Raw genomic sequence first — 19,601 nt, 5'->3', positions numbered from 1 at the left:
CAGGTCGCCGGACACGTACGCCCGCGCCATCCCCAGGTCCCCCGGAGCGGTCGCCAGGTAGGTCGTTCCACGCGGCGTCAGCAGATCGAGCCCGAGAGTCGCGTCGTCGGGTCCGGCGCTGCTGCCGTCGTACGCGGTGAACTTCAGCGGCAGTCGGCCGGCCGCGAGGATTTCCAGTATCTGCGCCAGCGAGAGTCTCCCCTCAGAGTTGTCCGCCGCGTCAGTGACACGTTCGCGAAATGTCGTCATCGCTGTCCTTTTCTCTTCTGCTCTTCGCGCAAGCGCTCATCGTTCTCTTCTGCTCTTCGCGCAAGCGCTCATCGCCGCTGCACCGCCTTGGCATACAGTTCGAGGAACCGCGAGTCAGGGTCGTAGGTCTTCTTCACCGTCTTGTAGATCTCACCGCCATAGAGTTCGTCGAACTCCTCAGGTGAATAGTATGCGTCGGAGTACAGCGACTTGTGCCCGTGGAGTTCGCTGACCTTGCGTTCGATCATCTTGTTCGTGTGGCCCTCGTCGGAACCGGCGGGCACCGACGACCAGAAGCCGATGTTCACATAGCCGGCATGCGGGCTCAGCGGGTACAGCGGCCAACCGCCAACCGAGTTTCCAGAATCGCGAAGCCGTAACGGACACAACCAGATCGGCTCTATGGGCACATTGTCCAGGAACCAGTCCAGAAACTCCGCGGTCCGCCCGATCGGCACCTCGACGTCTTGGACCACCCGCTCGCGCAGGGAGCGGCCAGGCGAACGGAAGCTGCGCGTCTCGATGCGGTCGGCGATGTCGAATCGCTGGTCGTAGCCGATGAGCTTCCAGTAGAAGCTACTGCGCCGGTACCTGCGCGGCCACCAGCGGCGGAGGCGCGGGTTCTGTGCGCCGAATGCTCGCGAGCACCAGAACCAGTCGGTATCCCATCGCCACAGATAGTCGTGGATAGTCAACCGGTCGTGCTTCTCGCCGTCCTCGTGTTGGATCGACCGGTAGTAAATGTCGCTACCGGTGTAGTCGCTGACCGGCCCGGGAGTCGCTGACTGGATACCGACACACAGGTAGCTCTCATCGGCGCTGAACACCACACCGTCGAGGTAGTCGACCCGGTCGCCGTTGAGCCCGCCGGTCTCGACGATCCTGTCCATCGCCTCGATCAAGTCAGTCAGGGATCTAAACCTGAGGTGCCGAAGTGCGACGAATGGCTTCACCGGCTCCAGCTCGATCTTCAACCGAACCGAATATCCAAGCGTGCCATAGGAATTCGGAAATGCCCTGAATAAATCGGAATGTTCGTCGGGCGCGGCCCGCACGATGTCGCCGGTGCCGGTGAGAATGTCCATCTCAAGCACGGACTCATGCGGCAAGCCGTTGCGGAACGACGCCGACTCGATGCCCAGCCCAGTCACCGCACCGCCGAGCGTAATGGTCTTGAGCTGCGGCACCACCAGGGGTGACAGACCGTATCGCAGCGTCACGGCCACTAGGTCCTCGTAGGTGCACATGCCCGCCACGTCGGCGGTGCGCGCCTGCGGATCGACCGCGATGACACCGTTGAGCCCCGAGGTGTCCAGGCCGGGCCCGGCGTTCTTGGCGCGAGCACGGAAAAGGTTGGACGTCGGCTTGGCCAGCCGGACCGCAGCGTCGGCGGGAATCGCCCGGTAACTGGCAAGAAGCCGCTGCACGCCCTCGGTGTGAGCCGCCCATGCGTCGGCCGAGGCAACAGACACACATATACGCTAGTCCGCGGTTGCAGCCGATGCGACCGCACCCGAGGGTATTCATCCCCTCGTGAACATGACACGAAGAAGAGGGACAAGGAGTTTGCACTGATGGGACAGGTCAGCGCGGCCAGCACGGTTCTGATCGATGCCGACCCGGCGACGGTGCTGGCCGCCGTCGCGGACTATCAGACGATGCGGCCGAAGGTCCTCTCCGCGCACTACAGCGGCTACGAGGTGCTCGAAGGAGGTCAAGGGGCCGGCACGGTGGCCGTTTGGAAGTTGCAGGCGACCAAGTCGCGCTCCCGTGATGTCAAGGCCACGGTCGATATCGCTGGTCACACGGTGATCGAGAAGGACGCGAACTCATCGATGGTGACGAACTGGACTGTCGCTCCGGCCGGTCCGGGCTCCTCGGTCACGGTCAAGACCTCCTGGCAGGGCGCAGGCGGGGTCGGCGGCTTCTTCGAGCGGACCTTCGCTCCGATCGGTTTGCGCAAAATCCAGGAAGAAGTGCTGGCCAACCTCAAGAAACAGATCGAGGGCCGGTAGCCGCCGGCTACCGCTGGGAGCTCAGAAAGGCCACGATGCCGCGGACGACCGCGTCGGCGTACTTTTGACGTCCGGCGGCCGTCGTCATCAGCGCCGAGTCGGCCGGATTTTTCATGTTCCCCAACTCGACGAGTATCGACGGATACTGCGCGAGGTTGAGCCCGGCGATGTCGGAGCGTGGATCGAGTCCCGATGTGCCGATGTAGGTGGCGGGAGGAATACCCGAACCGGCGAGCTGATCACGCATCGCCCTGGCCAACTGAACCGACGGGCCGGCCTGCGCTGCGTTGAGCGGGGGCGCGGCGTACAGAATGTGGAAGCCGCGCCCAGTGGCGGGTCCGCCGTCACCGTGTATCGACACCACGGCGTCGGGCCTGATCGAATTGGCCATCGCCGCCCGCTCGTCGATACACGGGCCCAGGCCGGTGTCGTCGCCGCGGGACATCGCGGTGCGCACTCCCAGTGCGGTCAGTGCTTGGCGGACCCGCAACGTGGTGTCCCAATTGAAGGTGTGCTCGGCTAGTTCGCCGTCGGCGGTGGCTGTGCCGCTGGTCTGGCAGTCCTTGGTGCCGCCGCGACCGTTGGGGACCTGCCTGCTGATCGAGGCATCGTTGGAGCCGTTGTGGCCGGGGTCGAGGAAGACGATTTTTCCCGCGAGGCTGGTGGGGGCCGCATGGGCTGGGCCGGCGAGCGCCGAGGCGGCAATGAGCGTTCCGGCGGCGAGGGCTGAACCTTTTCGCAGGCCGACACGCAGACTGGCTAGTACGTGCACGGCGCCACGGTAGCCCGGGTGCCGACTACTGTTAAAGACCAGAGTGCCGGATCTTGGCGAGCGCAACCAAGTCGAGACCGATACGCGATTATCCGCAGACCTACCCGCACCGAACAACACCTGAAGACCAACACCTGAAGAGGATCAGTAATGCAGCCCGGTGGCCAACCCGATATGTCAGCACTGCTCGCGCAGGCTCAACAGGTGCAGCAGCAGTTGATGGAAGCTCAGGAGGCCCTCGCCAACGCCGAGGTGCACGGTCAAGCCGGTGGGGGGCTGGTTCAGGTAACCATGCGAGGCAGCGGCGAGGTGTCCGCCGTGGCGATCGACCCGAAGGTGATAGATCCAGCCGACCCTGACACCCTGCAGGATCTGATCGTCGGAGCGATCGCCGATGCCGCCCAGCAGGTCGCCGTCATGGCCCATGACCGGCTGGGTCCGTTGGCCGGCGGCATGGGTGGGCAGGGACTTCCGGGCCTGCCGGGACTCTGACTTGTTCGAAGGACCCGTTCAGGATCTGATCGACGAGCTCGGCAAGCTGCCGGGTATCGGACCCAAAAGTGCCCAGCGGATCGCATTTCACCTGCTTTCGGTCGAGCCGCCTGACATCGACAGGCTCACTGCGGTACTCGGCAGGGTCCGCGACGGGGTGAAGTTCTGCGAGGTGTGCGGAAACGTCAGTGACGAGGAACGCTGCCGCATCTGCGGCGACTCGCGTCGTGACGCATCGTTGGTTTGCGTGGTTGAGGAACCCAAGGATGTTCAGGCGGTCGAACGCACCCGGGAGTTCCGTGGGCGCTACCACGTGCTGGGAGGCGCGCTCGATCCATTGTCGGGTGTTGGACCCGACCAACTGCGAATTCGGGAGCTGCTGAACAGGATCGGCGAGCGTGTCGACGGCATCGACGTCGCCGAGGTGATCATCGCGACCGATCCGAACACCGAGGGTGAGGCCACCGCGACGTATCTGGTGCGGATGTTGCGCGATATCCCCGGGCTCACGGTGACGCGCATCGCCTCAGGTCTGCCGATGGGCGGCGATCTGGAGTTCGCCGACGAGTTGACGCTGGGTCGTGCGCTGGTGGGCCGCCGGGCCATGGCCTGACTCCGCCGCCACCACCGGGGCGCTGAACTTCTCGATCACAGTCGCTGATCAGCCAGTGGCCGGCGCACTCGACACCCTCACGACCCAGCGTCGGCCCGTCGGTCAACGAGATCTCCGCGGGCGAACCTCAGACGCGGCGCGGGGCGGCCAGGCGCTCCCGGCGCAACAGGGTGACCTCGGGTAGCTCCAGCGGGGCCAGCGGGCCGACCACCGCGGCGAGTAAGTGGTCCGCGAGTTCCGGATTGCGGGCCAGACAGCAGCCGTGCAGATAGGTGGCGATGACGCTGCCCTGCACCGCGCCGTCGAAACCGTCCCCGGCCCGGTTTCCCGCCCCCTTCGTCACCGCGGCCAACGGCCGCGCATCAGTCCCCAGAACTGTTCCGCCACGGTGATTTTCGAATCCGGTCAACGGATGGTTCAGTCCTTCGAGCAGGGGAGTCGCCGCGACCTCGCCGATGGTGCGCTCCGGCTGCGGCGACGTTGTGAGGTCCAGCACGCCCACGCCATCGACTCGTTCTCCGGCAGAGGTCTGGTACCAGTCTCCCAGCACCTGGATGGCCGCGCAGATCGCCAGTACCGGAGCTCCTCGTGAAATCGCTTGCTGGAGACCGGGGTATCGGCTCAGGTGCTTGGTCGCCAGCCTCTGCGCATAGTCCTCGGCGCCGCCGAGGGCGTAGATATCCAGCCCTGCGGGCACCGGGTCATCCAGGGTGATCTCCACGATCTCCGCGTCGATCCCCCTCAGCCGCAACCGCTGTCGCAGCACGACCGCGTTGCCGCCGTCGCCGTAGGTGCCCATCACATCAGGCAACACCAAGCCGATCCGCACCGCTGATTCCGATGTCTTCGCGCCCCCCAAGGTCATTTCAGGCGCTCCAGGACACGGTTGAGTTGCAGGAAAGCGGTGTAGTTCGCGAGCACTTCGACGTGGCCCGGCGGGCATGATTCGATGGCGCGCACGGTGTCGTGCACCAGTGTGTGCTCGACCCCCGCGTAGCCCAATCGGACCGCGAGATCGGTGCCGCGTTCCCCGGCGGCCACCACCTGCACCGTTTCGAAGTGTTCGAAGCGGACATCCCACAGCCAGGACAGGTCTTCGCCGTCGGGGACCTGGCCGTTGACCGCGATCACCACACCTACCGCTTCGCGGTCCACCATCGACAGCGCTTCCTGCCAGCCGGCCGGGTTCTTGGCGAGCAGCACCCGCGCGGTGTGCGCACCGACCTGCACGGTCCGGTACCTGCCGGCCACCTCGTCGACCTGCGATACCGCTGCGACCGCTGCGGTGGGGTCGGCGCCCGTCGTCACCGCCGCGGCCACGGCCTGCGCCGCGTTACCCCGGTTGACCGCGCCGGGCAGCGCGAGGGTCATCGGCAGCCTCAGTCCGTCGGGGCCGAAGAGGTGGGTGGCGTCGAACCACCAGTCGGGTTCTGGCCGCTTGAAATCGGAAGGGCCTCCGGGCGAGGCGTCGGGTAGCTTGCCCGTCGAGTACCAATGTGCCTTTTCGCGGACGATGATTTCGCCTGACCGCGGACAGCTCACCGAGTCACCGGCCCAGCCGCCGCCCGCAGCCACCCACACCACGTTGGCGCTGTCGTAGGCGGCCGAGGTCATCAGCACGTCGTCGCAGTTGGCGACGACGACTGCCGCGGGGTGGCGCGCGAGCCCGCTTCGCAGGGTGCGCTCGATGTTGTTGATCTCACCGACCCGGTCGAGTTGGTCGCGCGACAGGTTCAGCAAGACCACCACTGCAGGCTCGGTGGCGTCGCATACGTGCGGGACGTGCATTTCGTCGACCTCGAGCGCGGCCAGTGCAGCATCGGGCGCGGCGGCGAGCGCGGCCACCAGTCCGGCGTCCATGTTCGCTCCCTCGGCGTTGGTCGCCACCTGCCCGATGGTGGCCAGCGCCGCGGCAGTCATCCGGGTTGTCGTCGACTTTCCGTTGGTGCCCGTCACCACGACGGTGCGCCGACCACGGCCCAGCTGGCCCAGGATCGAGCGGTCCAACGTCATCGAGACCAGCCCGCCGATCATGGCGCCGGCACCCCTGCCGGTGACCCGGGATGCCCACCGGGCACCGGCACCTGCCGCGAGCGCCAGCCGTCCGCGTCTGGTGACCATCCCGGCAGTCTAAAAGAGACCGAACTGCAGCGACCGACACGCGCTCCATGGACCGGGGTTGTCAGCGGTGCGTGCCATTCTCGATGGGTGAGCTCAGCTGCCGGACGTCACTGGGGCAGGCCAGCCGAAGAGACCGGTTCCGGCTGGGCCGTCGTCGACGTCGAGACGACCGGATTCCATCCCGGGCAGGCGCGCGTCGTGAGTATCGCGGCGCTGGCCCTCAGCGACGACGGCAACGTCGAGAAGAGCCTTTACAGTCTGCTGAACCCGGGCGTCGACCCTGGGCCCACCCACGTGCACGGGCTCACCGCCGAGATGCTGGAGGGTCAGCCGACCTTCAGCGACGTCGTCGGCGACCTGATCGAGCTGCTGCGAGGGCGCACCCTGGTAGCCCACAACGTGGGCTTCGACTACGCCTTCCTGGCCGCGGAGGCCGAATTGGTCGAGGCCGAACTTCCGGTGGAGACGGTGATGTGCACCGTCGAGTTGACTCGCCGCCTCGACCTCGGGACCGAGAACCTGAGGCTGGAGACGCTGGCGCGCCACTGGGGTATCAGCCAGATGAAGCCGCACGACGCACTCGATGACGCCCTGGTGCTTGCCGAGATCCTCAAACCCGTGCTGGCGGGTGCTCGCGAGCGCGGCGCGTGGCTACCGGTGCGCTCGGTGACGCGCCGCACCTGGCCCAATGGTCGCGTCACCCACGACGAACTGCGGCCGCTCAAGGTAATGGCTGCCCGGATGCCCTGCGAGTACGCCAATCCAGGCCGGTTCGTGGCGGGACAGCGGTTGGTGAAGGGCATGCGCGTCGCGCTGGCGGCCGAGGTGAACCACACTCACGAGGAGCTCATCGAGCGCATCCTGCATGCGGGGTTGGCGTACACCGATGCGGTGGACGCACATACCTCGCTGGTTGTCTGCGATGACCCGGCACCCAAGCAAGGCAAGGGCTATCAGGCGAATGAACTTGGCGTGCCACTGCTCTGCGACGCCGAGTTCATGCGGAGCCTGGACTCGGCGATCGACGGGCCCGCCGTCGACCATTTCGTCGACAGGTCGCCCGCCGAGGATCAGTTCACGCTCTTCTGAGCCTGCCGGAAACTAGCTCAGTGCTTTGGCTTTCAGCGCCTCGAACTCCGCAGGGGTGATCGTGCCCGTTTCCATCAGCGTCTTCGCGTCGGCGATCTCCTGCGCGGGCGAGCGTCCGGCCGCCTGCTTGATGTAGTCGTCGGTCTGTTCTTTGGCCTGCAGTGCCTGTTCGCGCGCACGCTCGGTCATCCCCTGGCCGCGGGCGATCAGGTAGACCAGCGCAGTCAGGTAGGGCACCGCGATCAGGAAAACGACCCAGATCGCCTTGACCCAACCTGAGGTCTTGTGATCACGCCAGAAAAGATCCACCAGGATATTGAACAGAATCAACAGGTAGGCGATGAACGCGAAGACGACGAGCGCTGACCAGAAATAGTCCCAGAATGAGTCATACATTGCGACTGCTCCTTAACCGAGGAAGGCGCGTTTGCGCGACCGATAGTTAATCACGTGGCGCTAACCACGCGCCGCCCGGTTCACGGCGGAGACGACGGCACGCAGTGATGCAGTGGTGATCGAGGTCGCGATCCCGACACCCCAGACGGTCCTGCCACCGATCGAGGCTTCCACGTAGGCCGCGGCCTGCGCCTCCTCGCCTGAGGACATCGCGTGCTCGGAGTAGTCCAGCACGCTGACGTGGTAGCCGGCGGCGCCCAGAGCGTCGCAGAAAGCAGCCAGGGGTCCGTTGCCCGCGCCGACGATCTCCGTCTCGACGCCGTCGATCTTGACGATCGCGGCGATGGTGTCGGTGCCGCCATCCACCTCGGCGGCATCGACTCTCTGGCGGATCCGCTCCAGCGGGGTGACCGGAGCCAGGTACTCCTCGTAGAACGCATCCCACATCTCCTTGGGCGACACCTCGCCGCCCTGCCCGCCTGAGCCTTCAGCGATCGATTGGATGGCCTGGGAAAACTCGATCTGCAGCCGCCGCGGCAGGGCCAGGCCGTGATCGGCCTTCATGATGTAGGCGACGCCACCCTTGCCGGACTGGGAATTCACCCGGATGACGGCCTCGTACGTGCGACCTACATCCCTGGGATCGATGGGCAGGTAGGGGACTTGCCAGAGGATGTCGTCGGCGTCGGCGTCCTGCTCGTCGGCGGAGATCTTCATCGCATCCAGGCCCTTGTTGATGGCGTCCTGGTGGCTGCCGGAGAACGCGGTGTACACCAGATCGCCACCGTAGGGGTGGCGCTCGGGCACCGGCAGCTGGTTGCAGTATTCGACGGTGCGGCGGATCTCGTCGATGTTGGAGAAGTCGATCTGCGGATCCACCCCACGCGAGAACAGGTTCAGGGCCAGCGTCACCAAGCACACATTGCCGGTGCGCTCGCCATTGCCGAACAGGCAGCCCTCGATGCGATCTGCACCCGCCGCGTAGCCCAATTCCGCTGCAGCGACAGCGGTTCCGCGGTCGTTGTGCGGATGCAACGACAGGATGATGGACTCCCTGCGGTCAAGATTGCGGCTCATCCACTCGATCGAATCGGCGTAGACGTTCGGGGTGGCCATCTCGACGGTGGCCGGCAGGTTGATGATCAGCGGCGACTCGACTGTCGGCTGGATCACCTCGGACACGGCATCGCAGACCTCGACCGCATACTCGAGTTCGGTGCCGGTGTAGGACTCAGGGGAGTACTCGTAGCGCCAGCGTGTGCCGGGGTACAGCTGGGCCTGTTCGACGCACAGCCGGGCGCCGTCGGTGGCGATCTTCTTGACTTCTTCGCGGTCGGCGCGGAATACCACGCGGCGCTGCAGGATCGAGGTCGAGTTGTAGAAGTGCACGATCGCTCGCGGCGCACCCTCGCAGGCCTCGAAGGTGCGCTCGATCAGCTCGGGTCGGCACTGGGTCAGCACCTGAATCGTGACGTCCTCGGGGATCGCACCCTCGACGATGATCTCGCGGACGAAGTCGAAGTCGGTCTGGCTGGCCGAGGGGAAGCCGACCTCGATCTCTTTGTAGCCCATCCGCACCAGCAGATCGAACATGCGACGCTTGCGCGCCGGGCTCATCGGGTCGATCAGCGCCTGGTTGCCGTCGCGCAGATCCACCGCACACCACATAGGCGCGGTGGTGACGACTTTGTCGGGCCAGGTGCGGTCGAAGAGACGGGCCGGCTCTCCCCCGGGGACCTCGGTGGCGAAGCTGCGGTAGCGATCGGCGGGCATCGATGACCCGCGCTGGGTGTTCCAGGCGGGCTGGTCGGAGTGGGGGCTGCCCGAGGGGGTGCTGATCGTGCGTACTGACGAGTAGGCGTCAGCAGCGTTGAAGCTGGGGGAGGAGAAGGAAGTCATTTCGGTGCTCCGGAGGGTCTAGAGGATTTCAGACCGGCGCGTCCCGAACACCCGCGACGGGAAGCCGGTCTGGATCAGACCCCGTCGCGGCGTAGGAGTAGGAGCACGCGATGCACGGGTCCACTGTACTCCCGCCGGTGCCCAAGCCAAAACTTCAGAGCCTCACCAGTTGAGCACGACCTCGCTGAGCGGCAGGCGTTCGCGGGGCTGCCGGTCGCGGTCGGCGATCTCCGGCGCTACTTCCCCGTAGTCGCCCAACGTGCCGACTGCGATGACCATCAGTGGCCGAAGGGTGTCGGGCAGGTCGAATGCCTCGCTGGCGCCTGGGCCATCGAATCCGGCCATCGGATGGACGATCAGCCCGCGCGAGACCGCCTCGATCGAGAGGTTGGCCATCGCGGCGCCGGCATCGACGGCGGAGTACCGCGCGGTCTTCTCGTCGGGCCCCTCGTCGGCGCACAGCAGAATCAGCGCCCCCGCGGCGTGTGCGTAGTGGTTACCCCGCTTGAGCAGGCCGGACAGGGTTTCGAAGGCTTCGTCGGCGCGACGGCCGACGACGAATCGCACCGGTTGGCGACGACCCCAGGTGGCGGCCCACCGCGCGGCCTCCAGAAGTGCTTGCAGATCGCGTTCGGACGGCGTGGCGGCGGGGTCGAAAGCGCGTGGACTCCAGCGGGCCGCGATAGGGCCGACAATCGGGACGCAGGTGTCGGCGGTCCGGTCGGTGGGCACGGCGACGTAGCTCGCGGAGTCGCCAGCAGGCACAGCGGGCATGTCCAGGGACAGTACCGGCGGGATTAACCAGGTGCATCCAGCCCTTATCCTTGGTGAGATCTCTCCCGGAGTTCCGATCTGGTGCCCCACGAGTTCGGATCTGGTTCCCAACGGTTGCGAAACGGTATTGAAAGGCTGAGTAGTGGCGCTCGTCGTGCAGAAGTACGGCGGATCCTCGGTGTCCGGTGCCGAGCACATCCGCCGCGTGGCCGGGCGCATCGTCGAGACCAAGAATGCGGGCAACGACGTCGTCGTCGTGGTCTCTGCGATGGGCGACACGACCGACGAACTGCTCGACCTCGCCAAGAAGGTCTGCCCGGCCCCGCCGGCCCGCGAACTCGACATGCTGTTGACCGCCGGCGAACGTATCTCCAACGCGCTCGTCGCGATGGCGATCGAATCGCTGGGCGCCCAGGCACGTTCGTTCACGGGTTCGCAAGCCGGGGTCATCACCACTGGAACCCACGGCAACGCCAAGATCATCGACGTCACCCCCGGCCGGCTGCGTCAGGCACTCGATGACGGCCAGATCGTGCTGGTCGCCGGATTCCAGGGAGTCAGCCAAGACACCAAGGACGTCACCACTCTCGGACGCGGCGGGTCCGACACCACGGCAGTGGCCGTCGCCGCCGCGTTGAAGGCTGACGTGTGTGAGATCTACACCGACGTCGACGGCGTTTTCACCGCCGATCCGCGCATCGTCGCCAATGCCCGGCGGCTGGACACCGTGTCCTTCGAGGAGATGCTGGAGATGGCAGCCGCAGGGGCCAAGGTTCTGATGCTGCGCTGCGTGGAGTACGCCCGCCGCTTCGACCTGCCCATCCACGTCCGCTCGTCCTACAGCGACAACCGCGGCACACTCGTCAAAGGATCGATGGAGGACATCCCGATGGAAGACGCCATCCTCACCGGAGTTGCACACGACCGTGGCGAGGCCAAGGTGACCGTTGTCGGGGTGCCCGACGTTCCGGGCTACGCCGCCCAGGTTTTCCGTGCGTGCGCCGACGCCGACGTGAATATCGACATGGTCCTGCAGAACATCTCGAAGGTCGAGGACGGCAAGACCGACATCACGTTCACCTGCTCTCGGGACAGCGGTCCGGGAGCGGTGGAAAAGCTGACGTCCCTGAAGGAGGAGATCGGATTCACCCGGGTGGTCTACGACGACCACATCGGCAAGGTGTCCCTGATCGGGGCGGGGATGCGCAGCCATCCGGGCGTCACCGCCACATTCTGCGAGGCGTTGGCCAACGCGGGTATCAATATCGACCTGATCTCGACGTCGGAGATCAGGATCTCGGTGCTGATCAAGGACACCGAGCTCGACAGCGCGGTTCTCGCGCTGCACGAGGCATTCGGGCTTGGTGGTGATGAGGAAGCCGTCGTATACGCGGGAACCGGACGATGACGGGGCGAGCGAAGCGACGGGAAAACCAGCAGGGCGAGCGAAGCGACGGGAAAACCAGCAGGGCGAGCGAAGCGACGAGGAAAACAGCAGGGCGAGCGAAGCGACGGGGAGAAATAGCATGACCCGTATCGGAGTCATCGGAGCAACCGGCCAGGTAGGCCAGGTAATGCGAACATTGTTGGCAGAGCGTGACTTTCCGGCAACCGAGGTGAGGTTTTTCGCCTCGGCGCGGTCTGCGGGTAAGAAGCTGGAATTCCGCGGCCAGGAAATCGAGGTCGAGGACTCCGAGACTGCTGACCCCACCGGCCTGGACATCGCTCTGTTCTCCGCCGGTGCGACGATGTCCCGGGTTCAGGCGCCTCGGTTCGTGGCCGCCGGCGCGGTCGTTGTCGACAATTCTTCGGCGTGGCGCAAGGATCCCGACGTCCCGTTGGTGGTGTCGGAAGTGAACTTCGCGAGGGATGTCGGCAACCGCGCCCGCTCCTTGCCGAAGGGCATCATCGCGAACCCGAACTGCACGACCATGGTCGCGATGCCGGTGCTCAAATCGCTGCACGATGCGGCCGGACTCGTCCGGATGATCGCCACTACCTACCAGGCGGTTTCGGGCAGCGGGCTGGCCGGTGTCGAAGAGCTGTTCGGCCAGGCGACGGCGGTAGTCCAGGAGAGTCAAACGCTGGTGCACGACGGCGGAGCGGTGGACTTCCCGGCGCCCAGGAAGTACGTCGCGCCGATCGCGTTCAACGTCGTTCCGGTCGCCGGTGCGCTCGTCGACGACGGGTCCGGTGAGACGGATGAGGATCAGAAGCTGCGAAACGAAAGCCGCAAGATCCTCGGCATTCCCGACCTCGCGGTGTCGGGGACGTGCGTGCGGGTCCCGGTCTACACGGGGCATTCGCTGTCGCTGAACGTGGAGTTCTCCCAACCACTGTCGGTGTCGCAGGCTGTGCAGCTCCTCGCCCGCGCTCCTGGGGTGAAGCTGGTGGACGTTCCGACGCCGCTGGCAGCTGCGGGCGCCGACGACTCGCTGGTCGGCAGGATTCGTCAGGACCCCGGCGTGAAGGACGGTCGGGGGCTCGCGCTGTTCGTTTCTGGAGACAACCTACGAAAAGGCGCTGCGCTGAACACCATTCAGATTGCAGAGCTGTTGGCAGCCGAGCTCTGACCTTGCCCGGAGCTCTGCGTACTACTGAGTTGCGTCGAAACCGGATTCCACCAGGCCTGTATTCGAAGTTTCTCTGCTGGAGCGCGGTTTCGACAGTGGTTCTGCACGCGGCGCCCACCGCGATGGCGACGCCTTTCGAGCTGCCGCCGCTACAGCCTGGTCAAGTGCTGCGCGTCGGTCCGGCGGCGGGTACGGGCACGCCGACTGGGGATTACGGGGTCGGGGCGACGGATCTGTGCGAGTTCATGGAGTTCCCCGAGCAGATTCTGCAGGTGTGCGGTGACAGTTTTCGTGGCCAGGGCGTGGGCTTCGGCGGTTGGTTCTCGCCGATCGCGTTGCACGTGGAGGGCGACTCCCTCGACGATTCGGCCGGCGTGCGCTACGACGGCGTCACCGGCATCGATACGCCGTTGCTGGCAGACCCCGCCCCGCCAGGGGTGTCACAATTGCCCGCGGGTGTCATCGAGATCAACCGCGAGAATTATCTACTGGTCACTACCACCAAGGAACTCCGGCCTCAGGCCTCACGCCTGGTCAAAGCCGTTCCAGGGCGAGGTAACTGGGCCACGGTGCCGGGGTCAGAGCGCGACGCGGAGTACGCGGGAGGTCGGCAGTCGCAGATCAGCGGCTATTACGACCCGATCCCGACCACCGAGTCCGAGAGCGGCTGGGTCTACCTGGTGGCGAACAACTTTGATCGCAGCGCGCCGGTGGTGCTGTACCGAGTCGCTCCGGAGTCCTTTGTCGACCGGGCCGCGTGGCAGGGCTGGTCCAACACCCAGGGCTGGGGGCATGAGCCGACGCCGTTGTGGGGCGACTGGGTGGGAGAGATGAGCGTGCGCCAAATCGATGGCAGGACGGTGCTGTCGTACTTCAACGCGAGCACCGGGAACATGGAGATGCGTGTCGCCAACGCTCCTACGGGGCTCGGCACCGCGCCCGTGACGACGGTTGTTTTCGCCTCGGACTGGCCCGATCCGGTGGAGCATCTGCCGCCACCTGAGATCAATCGACTCGCGCAGCCGTACGGCGGTTACATCTCACCGGGCTCCACACCCGAAGCGGTGCGGGTGTTCGTCAGCCAGTGGAACACCGGGCTCCGCGGTGGTGCTCCCTACCGGGTGATCCAATTCGCGGTGAACCCGCTACTGCCCTGAGTTAGTTGTCCAAGAACCAGTCGATCAGGTTGTATCCGGTTGGGTCGCCGGGCAGCGTCCATGCGAAACCTTGGAGAGCGATTATGGCCACGACATTGGCAGCGACGAGGGCGATGAAGATCCACACGACGATCGTCGAGATCAGCCGCGGCATGCTCTTCGGAGCCGGGGCTGCCGGGATCCCTTTCGGCATCAGCATCAACATCACGCCGCAGTAGGTCATCACGATCGCGAAAGTGATCAGGGCCCAGGTGTAGAGGTGGAGTCCCAAGACCGGGTCGCCATAGCCGGGGTCGCCCGGCATGATGTGCAGCGCGATTTGGCGCAGCGAGACAAAGGAGCCGGCGAGAGCACCGACCAGGCCCATGCCCAGCCCCTGCGCGTACCGCGAGGCGGTGAGCGCCCCAGCGCGAGCCTGGATGATGACGAACATCGCACCCAGCGAACAGAGGAACATTCCGTAGCGCTGCAGCATGCACAACGGGCAGGGAAATTCACCCAAACTGAATTGAACGAAGAACGCGCTGAGAAAAACCACGCTGTAGCCCACGAGCCACACGTGCAGGCCCCAGAACGAGATGAACCCCCAGACGCCAAGTCCGGGCATCGAAGAATCTTCCGAGATCGGCGGACCACCCGCGTCGACCGTGTCCTGCTCCGTATCGGCGGCCATCAGAAGCTCAGATCTAGAACGGAGTCGGCGTGGTATCGGAAGAGGCCCAACATCGCCACCACCCCGACCAGCCAAAGACCGATGATCAGGCCGCGCGACGCGCCCCGCCATATCAGCAGCGCGATGCTGAACAGAAGGATCATTATCAGAATGTCCACACGGGCATGCTATGTCCGAATCGGTGCCGGTGCGGTTCAGATCGCGCATCTGGCGGACGCGGAAAAACTGGGACACGCCGATCCGACTATCGAAAAGGTCCGTGGCGAAGGAGACAGCCGCCGTCGAGTGTGACGAAGACCACTATGAGCGGGGATCCGGGCGGCTGGGTAAACACTGGACTCGGCCCAGTGGGGTGGTCTGCAGGTATCCACCAGCTAATCAGCGACCAGCAACGATCGCCCCTGGTCCGGCGTTCTGGTCAGCGATTCGACGAACGTGCGCAGTGCGGGACGGCACCCCGGGAATATATTTCTGCGGTGCCGCGTTGGGAGAACGAATTAACCTCATCGACCGGCTTGTATAAGAAATTCGCTTATGTGGCCTTAGGCTGTACTCGTGAGCCGAGAATCGAGTGTCGCCGATGGCCGTAGGGCCACGTTGACGGTCGACGACTATCTCGACGACTTCGGCCGCATCACTCTTCCTCCAGGCGTGACGCTGATGACCCACCTGGAGCGCAACGTCGCCGAACTGGGCGACGCCGCGGCGTACCGATACCTGGACTACGCGCACGACCCGGCCGGATGCCCGGTAGAACTGACATGGAACCGGCTGGGGACGCGAATGCGCGCCATTGCCGCCCGGTTGCAGCAGGTCATCAGTCCCGGCGATCGGGTTGCCGTGCTGGCCCCGCAGGGCGTGGAGTACGTGATCGGGTTCTTCGGCGTGATCCGGGCCGGCGGTATCGCTGTTCCGCTGTTCGCGCCGGAACTGCCCGGCCATGCTGAGCGTCTTGAAGCGGTCTTCGCCGACGCTCGCCCTGCAGCGGTGCTCACAACCACGGCGGCGGCCAAAGATGTTCGGGACTTCCTGCGTACGCTCCCGCGCGCCCGCAGGATCCGGGTCATCGCGATCGATGGGGTTCCAGACTCGGTCGGCGCGACACTGGCGCCGGTCCAACTGGATACCGACGACATCGCGTACCTGCAGTACACGTCGGGCTCCACGCGAACCCCGGCCGGTGTGGAGATCACCCACCGTGCTGTCTGTATGAACGTATTGCAGATGATCATCTCGATCGGTTTGCAGCGCAACATCACCGGCGTGAGCTGGCTACCGTTGTTCCACGACATGGGCCTGCTGATGGTCATGTTCCCGGCGCTGTGCGGGGGCCACGTCACGCTGATGTCGCCGACCGCCTTTGTGCGGCGGCCGAACCGCTGGATCAAGGAGCTCTCAGCGCAGTCGGCCATCGCGCCGGTGTTCGCTGCCGCACCGAATTTCGCGTTCGATCTCGCTGTGCAGCGCGGTCTGCCCGCCGACGGTGAGAGCATCGACTTGAGCAACGTCGCCGGACTGATCAATGGTTCGGAACCGGTCAGCATGGATTCCATCCAGAAGTTCAATGATGCGTTTGCGCCCTACGGGCTGCCTCCTACGGCGATCAAACCGTCCTACGGGATGGCCGAGGCGACGCTGTTCGTCTCCACGATCGACTTGGGCGCCAAGCCCACAGCGGTGCACCTGGACCGCGAGCAACTCGGCTTCGGCCGAGCCGTGCGGGTGCGTCCCGACGTCGGCAACTCGGTGGCGCTGGTGTCTTGCGGCCAGGTGTCGCGCAGCCAGTGGGCCGCCATCGTCGCTCCGCAGACCGAGTCAGAGCTGCCTGACGGCCAGGTGGGCGAGATCTGGCTGCACGGTGGCAATCTTGGTCGCGGCTATTGGGGCAACAAACGCCAAACCGACCTCGCTTTCTGCAACAAGTTGCAGGTGCGGCTGGAACGGGGCAGCCACGCCGAGGGCGCAGCGGTCGGCGCCGATTGGTTACGCACGGGTGACCTCGGCGTCTACGTCGACGGTCAGCTCTACATCGCCGGGCGGATCAAGGATCTCGTCATCGTCGACGGACGCAACCACTTCCCGCAGGACATCGAGGCGACCGCTGCAGCGGCCTCAGCTGCAGTGCGGCCCGGTTTCGTCGCGGCGTTCTCGGTGCCCGCGGCTGAACTGCCCGGCGCGGCGACTGCTGCCGGAGGGCCAGGTGAGAGGTTGGTGATCGTCGCGGAGCGGGCAGTCGGCGCGGGCAGATTCGAGCCGGCGTCGGTGGTCAAGGACATTCGGGCAGCGGTGTCGCGTCAGCATGCGGTATCGGTGGCCGATCTGCAGCTGGTTGCCGCTGGGTCCATTCCACGCACCACCAGCGGCAAGCTCGCTCGACGTGCCTGCCGCGCCAACTACCTGGCAGGCCGGTAGCCCGCCGCCCCCAACGCGTGGGCTGCCCGGTTGTCAGCCGTCTTGATCGCGTCCAGGGGGCTCGTTGCCTGCCGCTGCTTCGATCCGTCCGGCCGTTTCACAGGTGATTCATAGCCAATTCAGGCCGGGCCCATCAATTCACCGCGCACGATCGACGCCATGAGCGAACCAACCGCCACTTCCGAGCAACCCCCCGACAACTCCGAGCCCGCGACCGGGCCCGTGCTGACCCCGCCGCCGGTGGCTGCGCAGGCTTACACGCCGATCGGGCCGCCGCAACCGGTGTACGTCCAGGAATCCAGCCGATTGAACAAGGTTGCCGCGTGGGTCGGGATTGTCGCCGGATCCTTGTTCATCGTCGTGGTCATCTTCGGTACGGGTTTCATGATCGGCAAACATGTCGGCGACGGTCCGCGCGGCAAGCACCGTGGGGGGCACGAGATAGGGCGGCAGTCCGGTCCCCCGATGCCGCCGATGGGGCCGCGTGGTGACTTCGAGCGACGTCCTGGCTTCCCGGGACCGTTCGGCCCCGGTGGCGCGATTATCGAGATCCCGCGGCCGCCGGGCGGCGCGGGTCCGGACGCCCCAGCCGGGCCCCCGCGCCCCTGATCCACGGTTTCCCGGGTGGCTCCGACCCTGTCTACGTGCCGAATGTGACTAGATCCCAATAGATCCCCCCGATACTGGACGCATTGAGCTGGCTAAGTCTCGCGTCTTCGGCCGAATGTTCAGGAGTTGTCTGGCCGAACACGACAGGAGCAATACGCCAGCACTACTATTTGCGGTAGTAGTGCTGCGTTAAGCTCTGCGAGTGAGTACACCCGCCGCGGTCCGCGCTGGGTATCTGCGTGGCGCGCTCATCGGTGTGTGCTCGGCCGGGGTGTCGATGGTGGCACACGGCGGAGCCGGCGGCGCGTTGCCGTCGGGCGTATCGCTGTTGCTTCTCGTTATGGCGTGCGCCATGGTAGGTGCGGCGGCAAGTGGTGTTTCGTCCTCGCGGGGCGGTTGCCGTCCTGGATGCCGTGTTCTTGCTCTGACTGTCGGTCAGGCAGTTGGCCACTGCGTGCTCACCGTGTCGTCGCAGGGGCACGCTCATTGCGCGGAATCGGTCTCGCCGCAGATGATCTTTGCGCACGTCTTGGCGGTTCCGGTGTGTGCTCTGCTGATCGGCCGCGCCGAATCTTTGTATCTGGTGTGCGTGTCGGCGCTGAGTTGGTTGACCGTGTTCATCGTCGACCGATCCCGTCCGGCACTGGTTGTCAATTGTCGGCCAGTCAAATTCTATGTGGCGCAGGGTATTACGCCCAGCCCCGTTGGAACCCGCGCGCCGCCCGCGCTGTTAGGCGTTTGATCCGCTGGACGCAGTGATCTGGAGCGATGTTGCTCTTGGTGTGGTCCAGCCCGGTCGAACAAGCCCCGTCGGATCTGCTGATCCGAGCGGGCGCTGTACTTCGCGACGTCTTCCGCTCGCTGCTGTGCGCTAGGAGATCCGCGAGGCGATTTCTCCTGAGGTCCAGGCTCAGCTGCTCGTGACCGGTTTGTCTCCGGTCTGCAGCGATCAGTCAGTTGCCGCGTCCTGGAATCGCCGACCGGATGCCCAACGGCGATCGAGGCGGCCTCCATGCCGAAAACCTGTACAAGCATTTCCAGTTAGGACCCAATGCCTGCCCCCGAGAACGCAAGCAAGCCCGCCGACTATCCGGCTTCCGAGACAGAACCCCGACGAGGACGGATGATGCCGCCCAACTTCTCGTCTGAGCCGGAAAGCTGTTGGGATTCCACGCAAGTTCGCGACGGGTTGCGCTGGTTTGCGACGCTCACGCGCGCAGCGGTGCTGGCGGGCGTCTGTGCTGCAGGAGCCTTATCCCTAGATTTTGACGACCCGCCAATTGTCTACGCGCCAGTGCAATTGGCCAGTACGCAATGGGCGTTACCGGCGCATACCGGCGCCCATGAGCATGATGCCGATGCCGATGCCGATGCCGATGCCGATGCCGATGCCGATGGCGATGCCGATGGTGATGGCTCGGATGGGATGGATGGTCATGCGGGTCATGGCGATGGCTCAGGTGGGATGGATGGTCACGCGGGTCATGGCGATGGTGATGATGTTGGCCACGGTGGCTCGGGTGGGATGGATGGTCACGCGGGGCATGACGGTGGCGATGCGGGGCATGGCGATGGTGATGATGCTGGCCACGATGGCTCGGGTGGGATGGATGGTCACGCGGGTCATGGTGATGGTGATGCGGGGCATGACGGTGGCGATGATGTTGGTCACGACGATGGCTCGGGTGGGATGGACGGTCACGCGGGTCATGGCGATGGCTCGGGTGGGATGGACGGTCACGCGGGTCATGGCGATG

The 19,601-nt window shown here is 65.4% G+C and carries 20 protein-coding genes and 1 pseudogene; 10 read left to right on the top strand and 11 right to left on the bottom strand.

From position 1 onward, the window contains the following. Both ACPGXI_RS15560 and ACPGXI_RS15555 read right to left on the bottom strand, forming a co-directional pair. Window positions 1–249, bottom strand: a pseudogene (locus ACPGXI_RS15560) (SAM-dependent methyltransferase); the annotation flags it as partial. A gap of 68 nt (window positions 250–317) precedes the next feature. Next, window positions 318–1,721, bottom strand: coding sequence for an FAD-binding oxidoreductase (locus tag ACPGXI_RS15555; protein WP_526654488.1), 1,404 nt, complete (start codon window positions 1,719–1,721; stop codon window positions 318–320). A 102-nt stretch (window positions 1,722–1,823) separates the two neighbouring features. Between ACPGXI_RS15555 and ACPGXI_RS15550 the strand changes: the two genes are divergently transcribed. Continuing rightward, on the top strand, window positions 1,824–2,264 hold the full coding sequence (locus tag ACPGXI_RS15550; RefSeq protein ID WP_526654486.1) for an SRPBCC family protein: 441 nt from the start codon (window positions 1,824–1,826) through the stop codon (window positions 2,262–2,264). Between the two features lie 7 nt (window positions 2,265–2,271). Here the strand turns inward: ACPGXI_RS15550 and ACPGXI_RS15545 are convergent, their stop codons facing one another. Then, window positions 2,272–3,036, bottom strand: a complete 765-nt coding sequence (locus ACPGXI_RS15545) for an Rv3717 family N-acetylmuramoyl-L-alanine amidase (protein WP_526654484.1) — start codon at window positions 3,034–3,036, stop codon at window positions 2,272–2,274. A gap of 150 nt (window positions 3,037–3,186) precedes the next feature. Between ACPGXI_RS15545 and ACPGXI_RS15540 the strand changes: the two genes are divergently transcribed. Both ACPGXI_RS15540 and recR read left to right on the top strand, forming a co-directional pair. Continuing rightward, the gene (locus ACPGXI_RS15540) at window positions 3,187–3,528 is read left to right on the top strand and encodes a YbaB/EbfC family nucleoid-associated protein (protein WP_526654482.1); all 342 of its coding nucleotides are present in this window, start codon (window positions 3,187–3,189) and stop codon (window positions 3,526–3,528) included. A gap of 1 nt (window position 3,529) precedes the next feature. Next, window positions 3,530–4,141 (top strand): recombination mediator RecR, encoded by a 612-nt coding sequence (recR, locus tag ACPGXI_RS15535; protein ID WP_526654480.1) that lies wholly within the window; start codon window positions 3,530–3,532, stop codon window positions 4,139–4,141. 127 nt (window positions 4,142–4,268) lie between these two features. On the opposite strand, the gene ACPGXI_RS15530 is transcribed toward recR, so the two are convergent. Beyond that, the gene (locus ACPGXI_RS15530) at window positions 4,269–5,006 is read right to left on the bottom strand and encodes a type 1 glutamine amidotransferase (RefSeq protein WP_526654478.1); all 738 of its coding nucleotides are present in this window, start codon (window positions 5,004–5,006) and stop codon (window positions 4,269–4,271) included. Next, the gene (locus tag ACPGXI_RS15525; RefSeq protein WP_526654476.1) at window positions 5,003–6,262 is read right to left on the bottom strand and encodes a MurT ligase domain-containing protein; all 1,260 of its coding nucleotides are present in this window, start codon (window positions 6,260–6,262) and stop codon (window positions 5,003–5,005) included. The genes ACPGXI_RS15530 and ACPGXI_RS15525 overlap by 4 nt, the downstream gene beginning before the upstream one ends. Window positions 6,263–6,349: 87 nt before the next feature. Here ACPGXI_RS15525 and ACPGXI_RS15520 point away from each other — a divergent pair, with 87 nt between their 5' ends. After that, window positions 6,350–7,351, top strand: a complete 1,002-nt coding sequence (locus ACPGXI_RS15520) for a DEDDh family exonuclease (protein ID WP_526654474.1) — start codon at window positions 6,350–6,352, stop codon at window positions 7,349–7,351. 12 nt (window positions 7,352–7,363) lie between these two features. Here the strand turns inward: ACPGXI_RS15520 and ACPGXI_RS15515 are convergent, their stop codons facing one another. From ACPGXI_RS15515 to ACPGXI_RS15505, 3 genes are all read right to left on the bottom strand, one after another. After that, window positions 7,364–7,747, bottom strand: coding sequence for a hypothetical protein (locus tag ACPGXI_RS15515; RefSeq protein WP_526654472.1), 384 nt, complete (start codon window positions 7,745–7,747; stop codon window positions 7,364–7,366). Window positions 7,748–7,807: 60 nt separating this feature from the next. Then, the gene (gene leuA / locus ACPGXI_RS15510) at window positions 7,808–9,646 is read right to left on the bottom strand and encodes a 2-isopropylmalate synthase (RefSeq protein ID WP_526654470.1); all 1,839 of its coding nucleotides are present in this window, start codon (window positions 9,644–9,646) and stop codon (window positions 7,808–7,810) included. A 162-nt stretch (window positions 9,647–9,808) separates the two neighbouring features. Next, window positions 9,809–10,420 carry a nitroreductase family protein gene (locus ACPGXI_RS15505; protein WP_526654468.1) on the bottom strand — a complete coding sequence of 204 codons (612 nt, stop codon included), beginning with the start codon at window positions 10,418–10,420 and terminating at the stop codon, window positions 9,809–9,811. 142 nt (window positions 10,421–10,562) lie between these two features. On the opposite strand from ACPGXI_RS15505, the gene ACPGXI_RS15500 reads away from it, so the two are divergent. The 3 genes from ACPGXI_RS15500 to ACPGXI_RS15490 all read left to right on the top strand — a co-directional run bounded on the left by ACPGXI_RS15500 (window position 10,563) and on the right by ACPGXI_RS15490 (window position 14,150). Continuing rightward, entirely contained in the window at window positions 10,563–11,828 is a 1,266-nt protein-coding gene (locus tag ACPGXI_RS15500) for an aspartate kinase (protein WP_526654466.1), read from the top strand. 118 nt (window positions 11,829–11,946) lie between these two features. Then, window positions 11,947–12,993, top strand: coding sequence for an aspartate-semialdehyde dehydrogenase (locus ACPGXI_RS15495; protein ID WP_526654464.1), 1,047 nt, complete (start codon window positions 11,947–11,949; stop codon window positions 12,991–12,993). 29 nt (window positions 12,994–13,022) lie between these two features. Then, window positions 13,023–14,150 (top strand): DUF4185 domain-containing protein, encoded by a 1,128-nt coding sequence (locus tag ACPGXI_RS15490; protein ID WP_526654490.1) that lies wholly within the window; start codon window positions 13,023–13,025, stop codon window positions 14,148–14,150. Between the two features lies 1 nt (window position 14,151). Here the strand turns inward: ACPGXI_RS15490 and ACPGXI_RS15485 are convergent, their stop codons facing one another. Then, window positions 14,152–14,823: a disulfide bond formation protein B gene (locus ACPGXI_RS15485; protein ID WP_526654462.1), complete on the bottom strand. Its 672-nt coding sequence runs from the start codon at window positions 14,821–14,823 to the stop codon at window positions 14,152–14,154. Continuing rightward, on the bottom strand, window positions 14,823–14,981 hold the full coding sequence (locus ACPGXI_RS15480; RefSeq protein ID WP_526654460.1) for a DUF5993 family protein: 159 nt from the start codon (window positions 14,979–14,981) through the stop codon (window positions 14,823–14,825). Before ACPGXI_RS15480 ends, ACPGXI_RS15485 begins: the two co-directional genes overlap by 1 nt. 397 nt (window positions 14,982–15,378) lie before the next feature. On the opposite strand from ACPGXI_RS15480, the gene ACPGXI_RS15475 reads away from it, so the two are divergent. From ACPGXI_RS15475 to ACPGXI_RS15465, 3 genes are all read left to right on the top strand, one after another. After that, window positions 15,379–17,235: a fatty acyl-AMP ligase gene (locus ACPGXI_RS15475; RefSeq protein ID WP_526654458.1), complete on the top strand. Its 1,857-nt coding sequence runs from the start codon at window positions 15,379–15,381 to the stop codon at window positions 17,233–17,235. Between the two features lie 159 nt (window positions 17,236–17,394). Next, window positions 17,395–17,844: a hypothetical protein gene (locus ACPGXI_RS15470; protein ID WP_526654456.1), complete on the top strand. Its 450-nt coding sequence runs from the start codon at window positions 17,395–17,397 to the stop codon at window positions 17,842–17,844. A 202-nt stretch (window positions 17,845–18,046) separates the two neighbouring features. After that, a complete protein-coding gene (locus ACPGXI_RS15465) occupies window positions 18,047–18,586 on the top strand; it encodes a hypothetical protein (RefSeq protein WP_526654454.1) in 540 nt (179 codons plus the stop codon). A 714-nt stretch (window positions 18,587–19,300) separates the two neighbouring features. Here the strand turns inward: ACPGXI_RS15465 and ACPGXI_RS15460 are convergent. Beyond that, the coding region (locus ACPGXI_RS15460; RefSeq protein ID WP_526654452.1) for a hypothetical protein at window positions 19,301–19,601 on the bottom strand (301 nt) is incomplete at its 5' end.

This window comes from Mycobacterium sp., assembly GCF_049608025.1.
In the GTDB taxonomy this organism is placed as follows: domain Bacteria; phylum Actinomycetota; class Actinomycetes; order Mycobacteriales; family Mycobacteriaceae; genus Mycobacterium.
Note: the sequence above shows the minus strand (reverse complement) of the source record. Positions and strands in the feature narration are given on the sequence as shown.

Bases quoted from the DNA above. Each gene is read 5' to 3' on its own strand.
- ACPGXI_RS15515 (WP_526654472.1), bottom strand. From the start codon at position 7,747: ATGTATGACTCATTCTGGGACTATTTCTGGTCAGCGCTCGTCGTCTTC.
- ACPGXI_RS15540 (WP_526654482.1), top strand. From the start codon at position 3,187: ATGCAGCCCGGTGGCCAACCCGATATGTCAGCACTGCTCGCGCAGGCT.
- ACPGXI_RS15470 (WP_526654456.1), top strand. From the start codon at position 17,395: ATGAGCGAACCAACCGCCACTTCCGAGCAACCCCCCGACAACTCCGAG.
- ACPGXI_RS15530 (WP_526654478.1), bottom strand. From the start codon at position 5,006: ATGACCTTGGGGGGCGCGAAGACATCGGAATCAGCGGTGCGGATCGGC.
- ACPGXI_RS15485 (WP_526654462.1), bottom strand. From the start codon at position 14,823: ATGGCCGCCGATACGGAGCAGGACACGGTCGACGCGGGTGGTCCGCCG.
- ACPGXI_RS15550 (WP_526654486.1), top strand. From the start codon at position 1,824: ATGGGACAGGTCAGCGCGGCCAGCACGGTTCTGATCGATGCCGACCCG.
- leuA (WP_526654470.1), bottom strand. From the start codon at position 9,646: ATGACTTCCTTCTCCTCCCCCAGCTTCAACGCTGCTGACGCCTACTCG.
- ACPGXI_RS15525 (WP_526654476.1), bottom strand. From the start codon at position 6,262: ATGGTCACCAGACGCGGACGGCTGGCGCTCGCGGCAGGTGCCGGTGCC.
- ACPGXI_RS15505 (WP_526654468.1), bottom strand. From the start codon at position 10,420: ATGCCCGCTGTGCCTGCTGGCGACTCCGCGAGCTACGTCGCCGTGCCC.
- ACPGXI_RS15495 (WP_526654464.1), top strand. From the start codon at position 11,947: ATGACCCGTATCGGAGTCATCGGAGCAACCGGCCAGGTAGGCCAGGTA.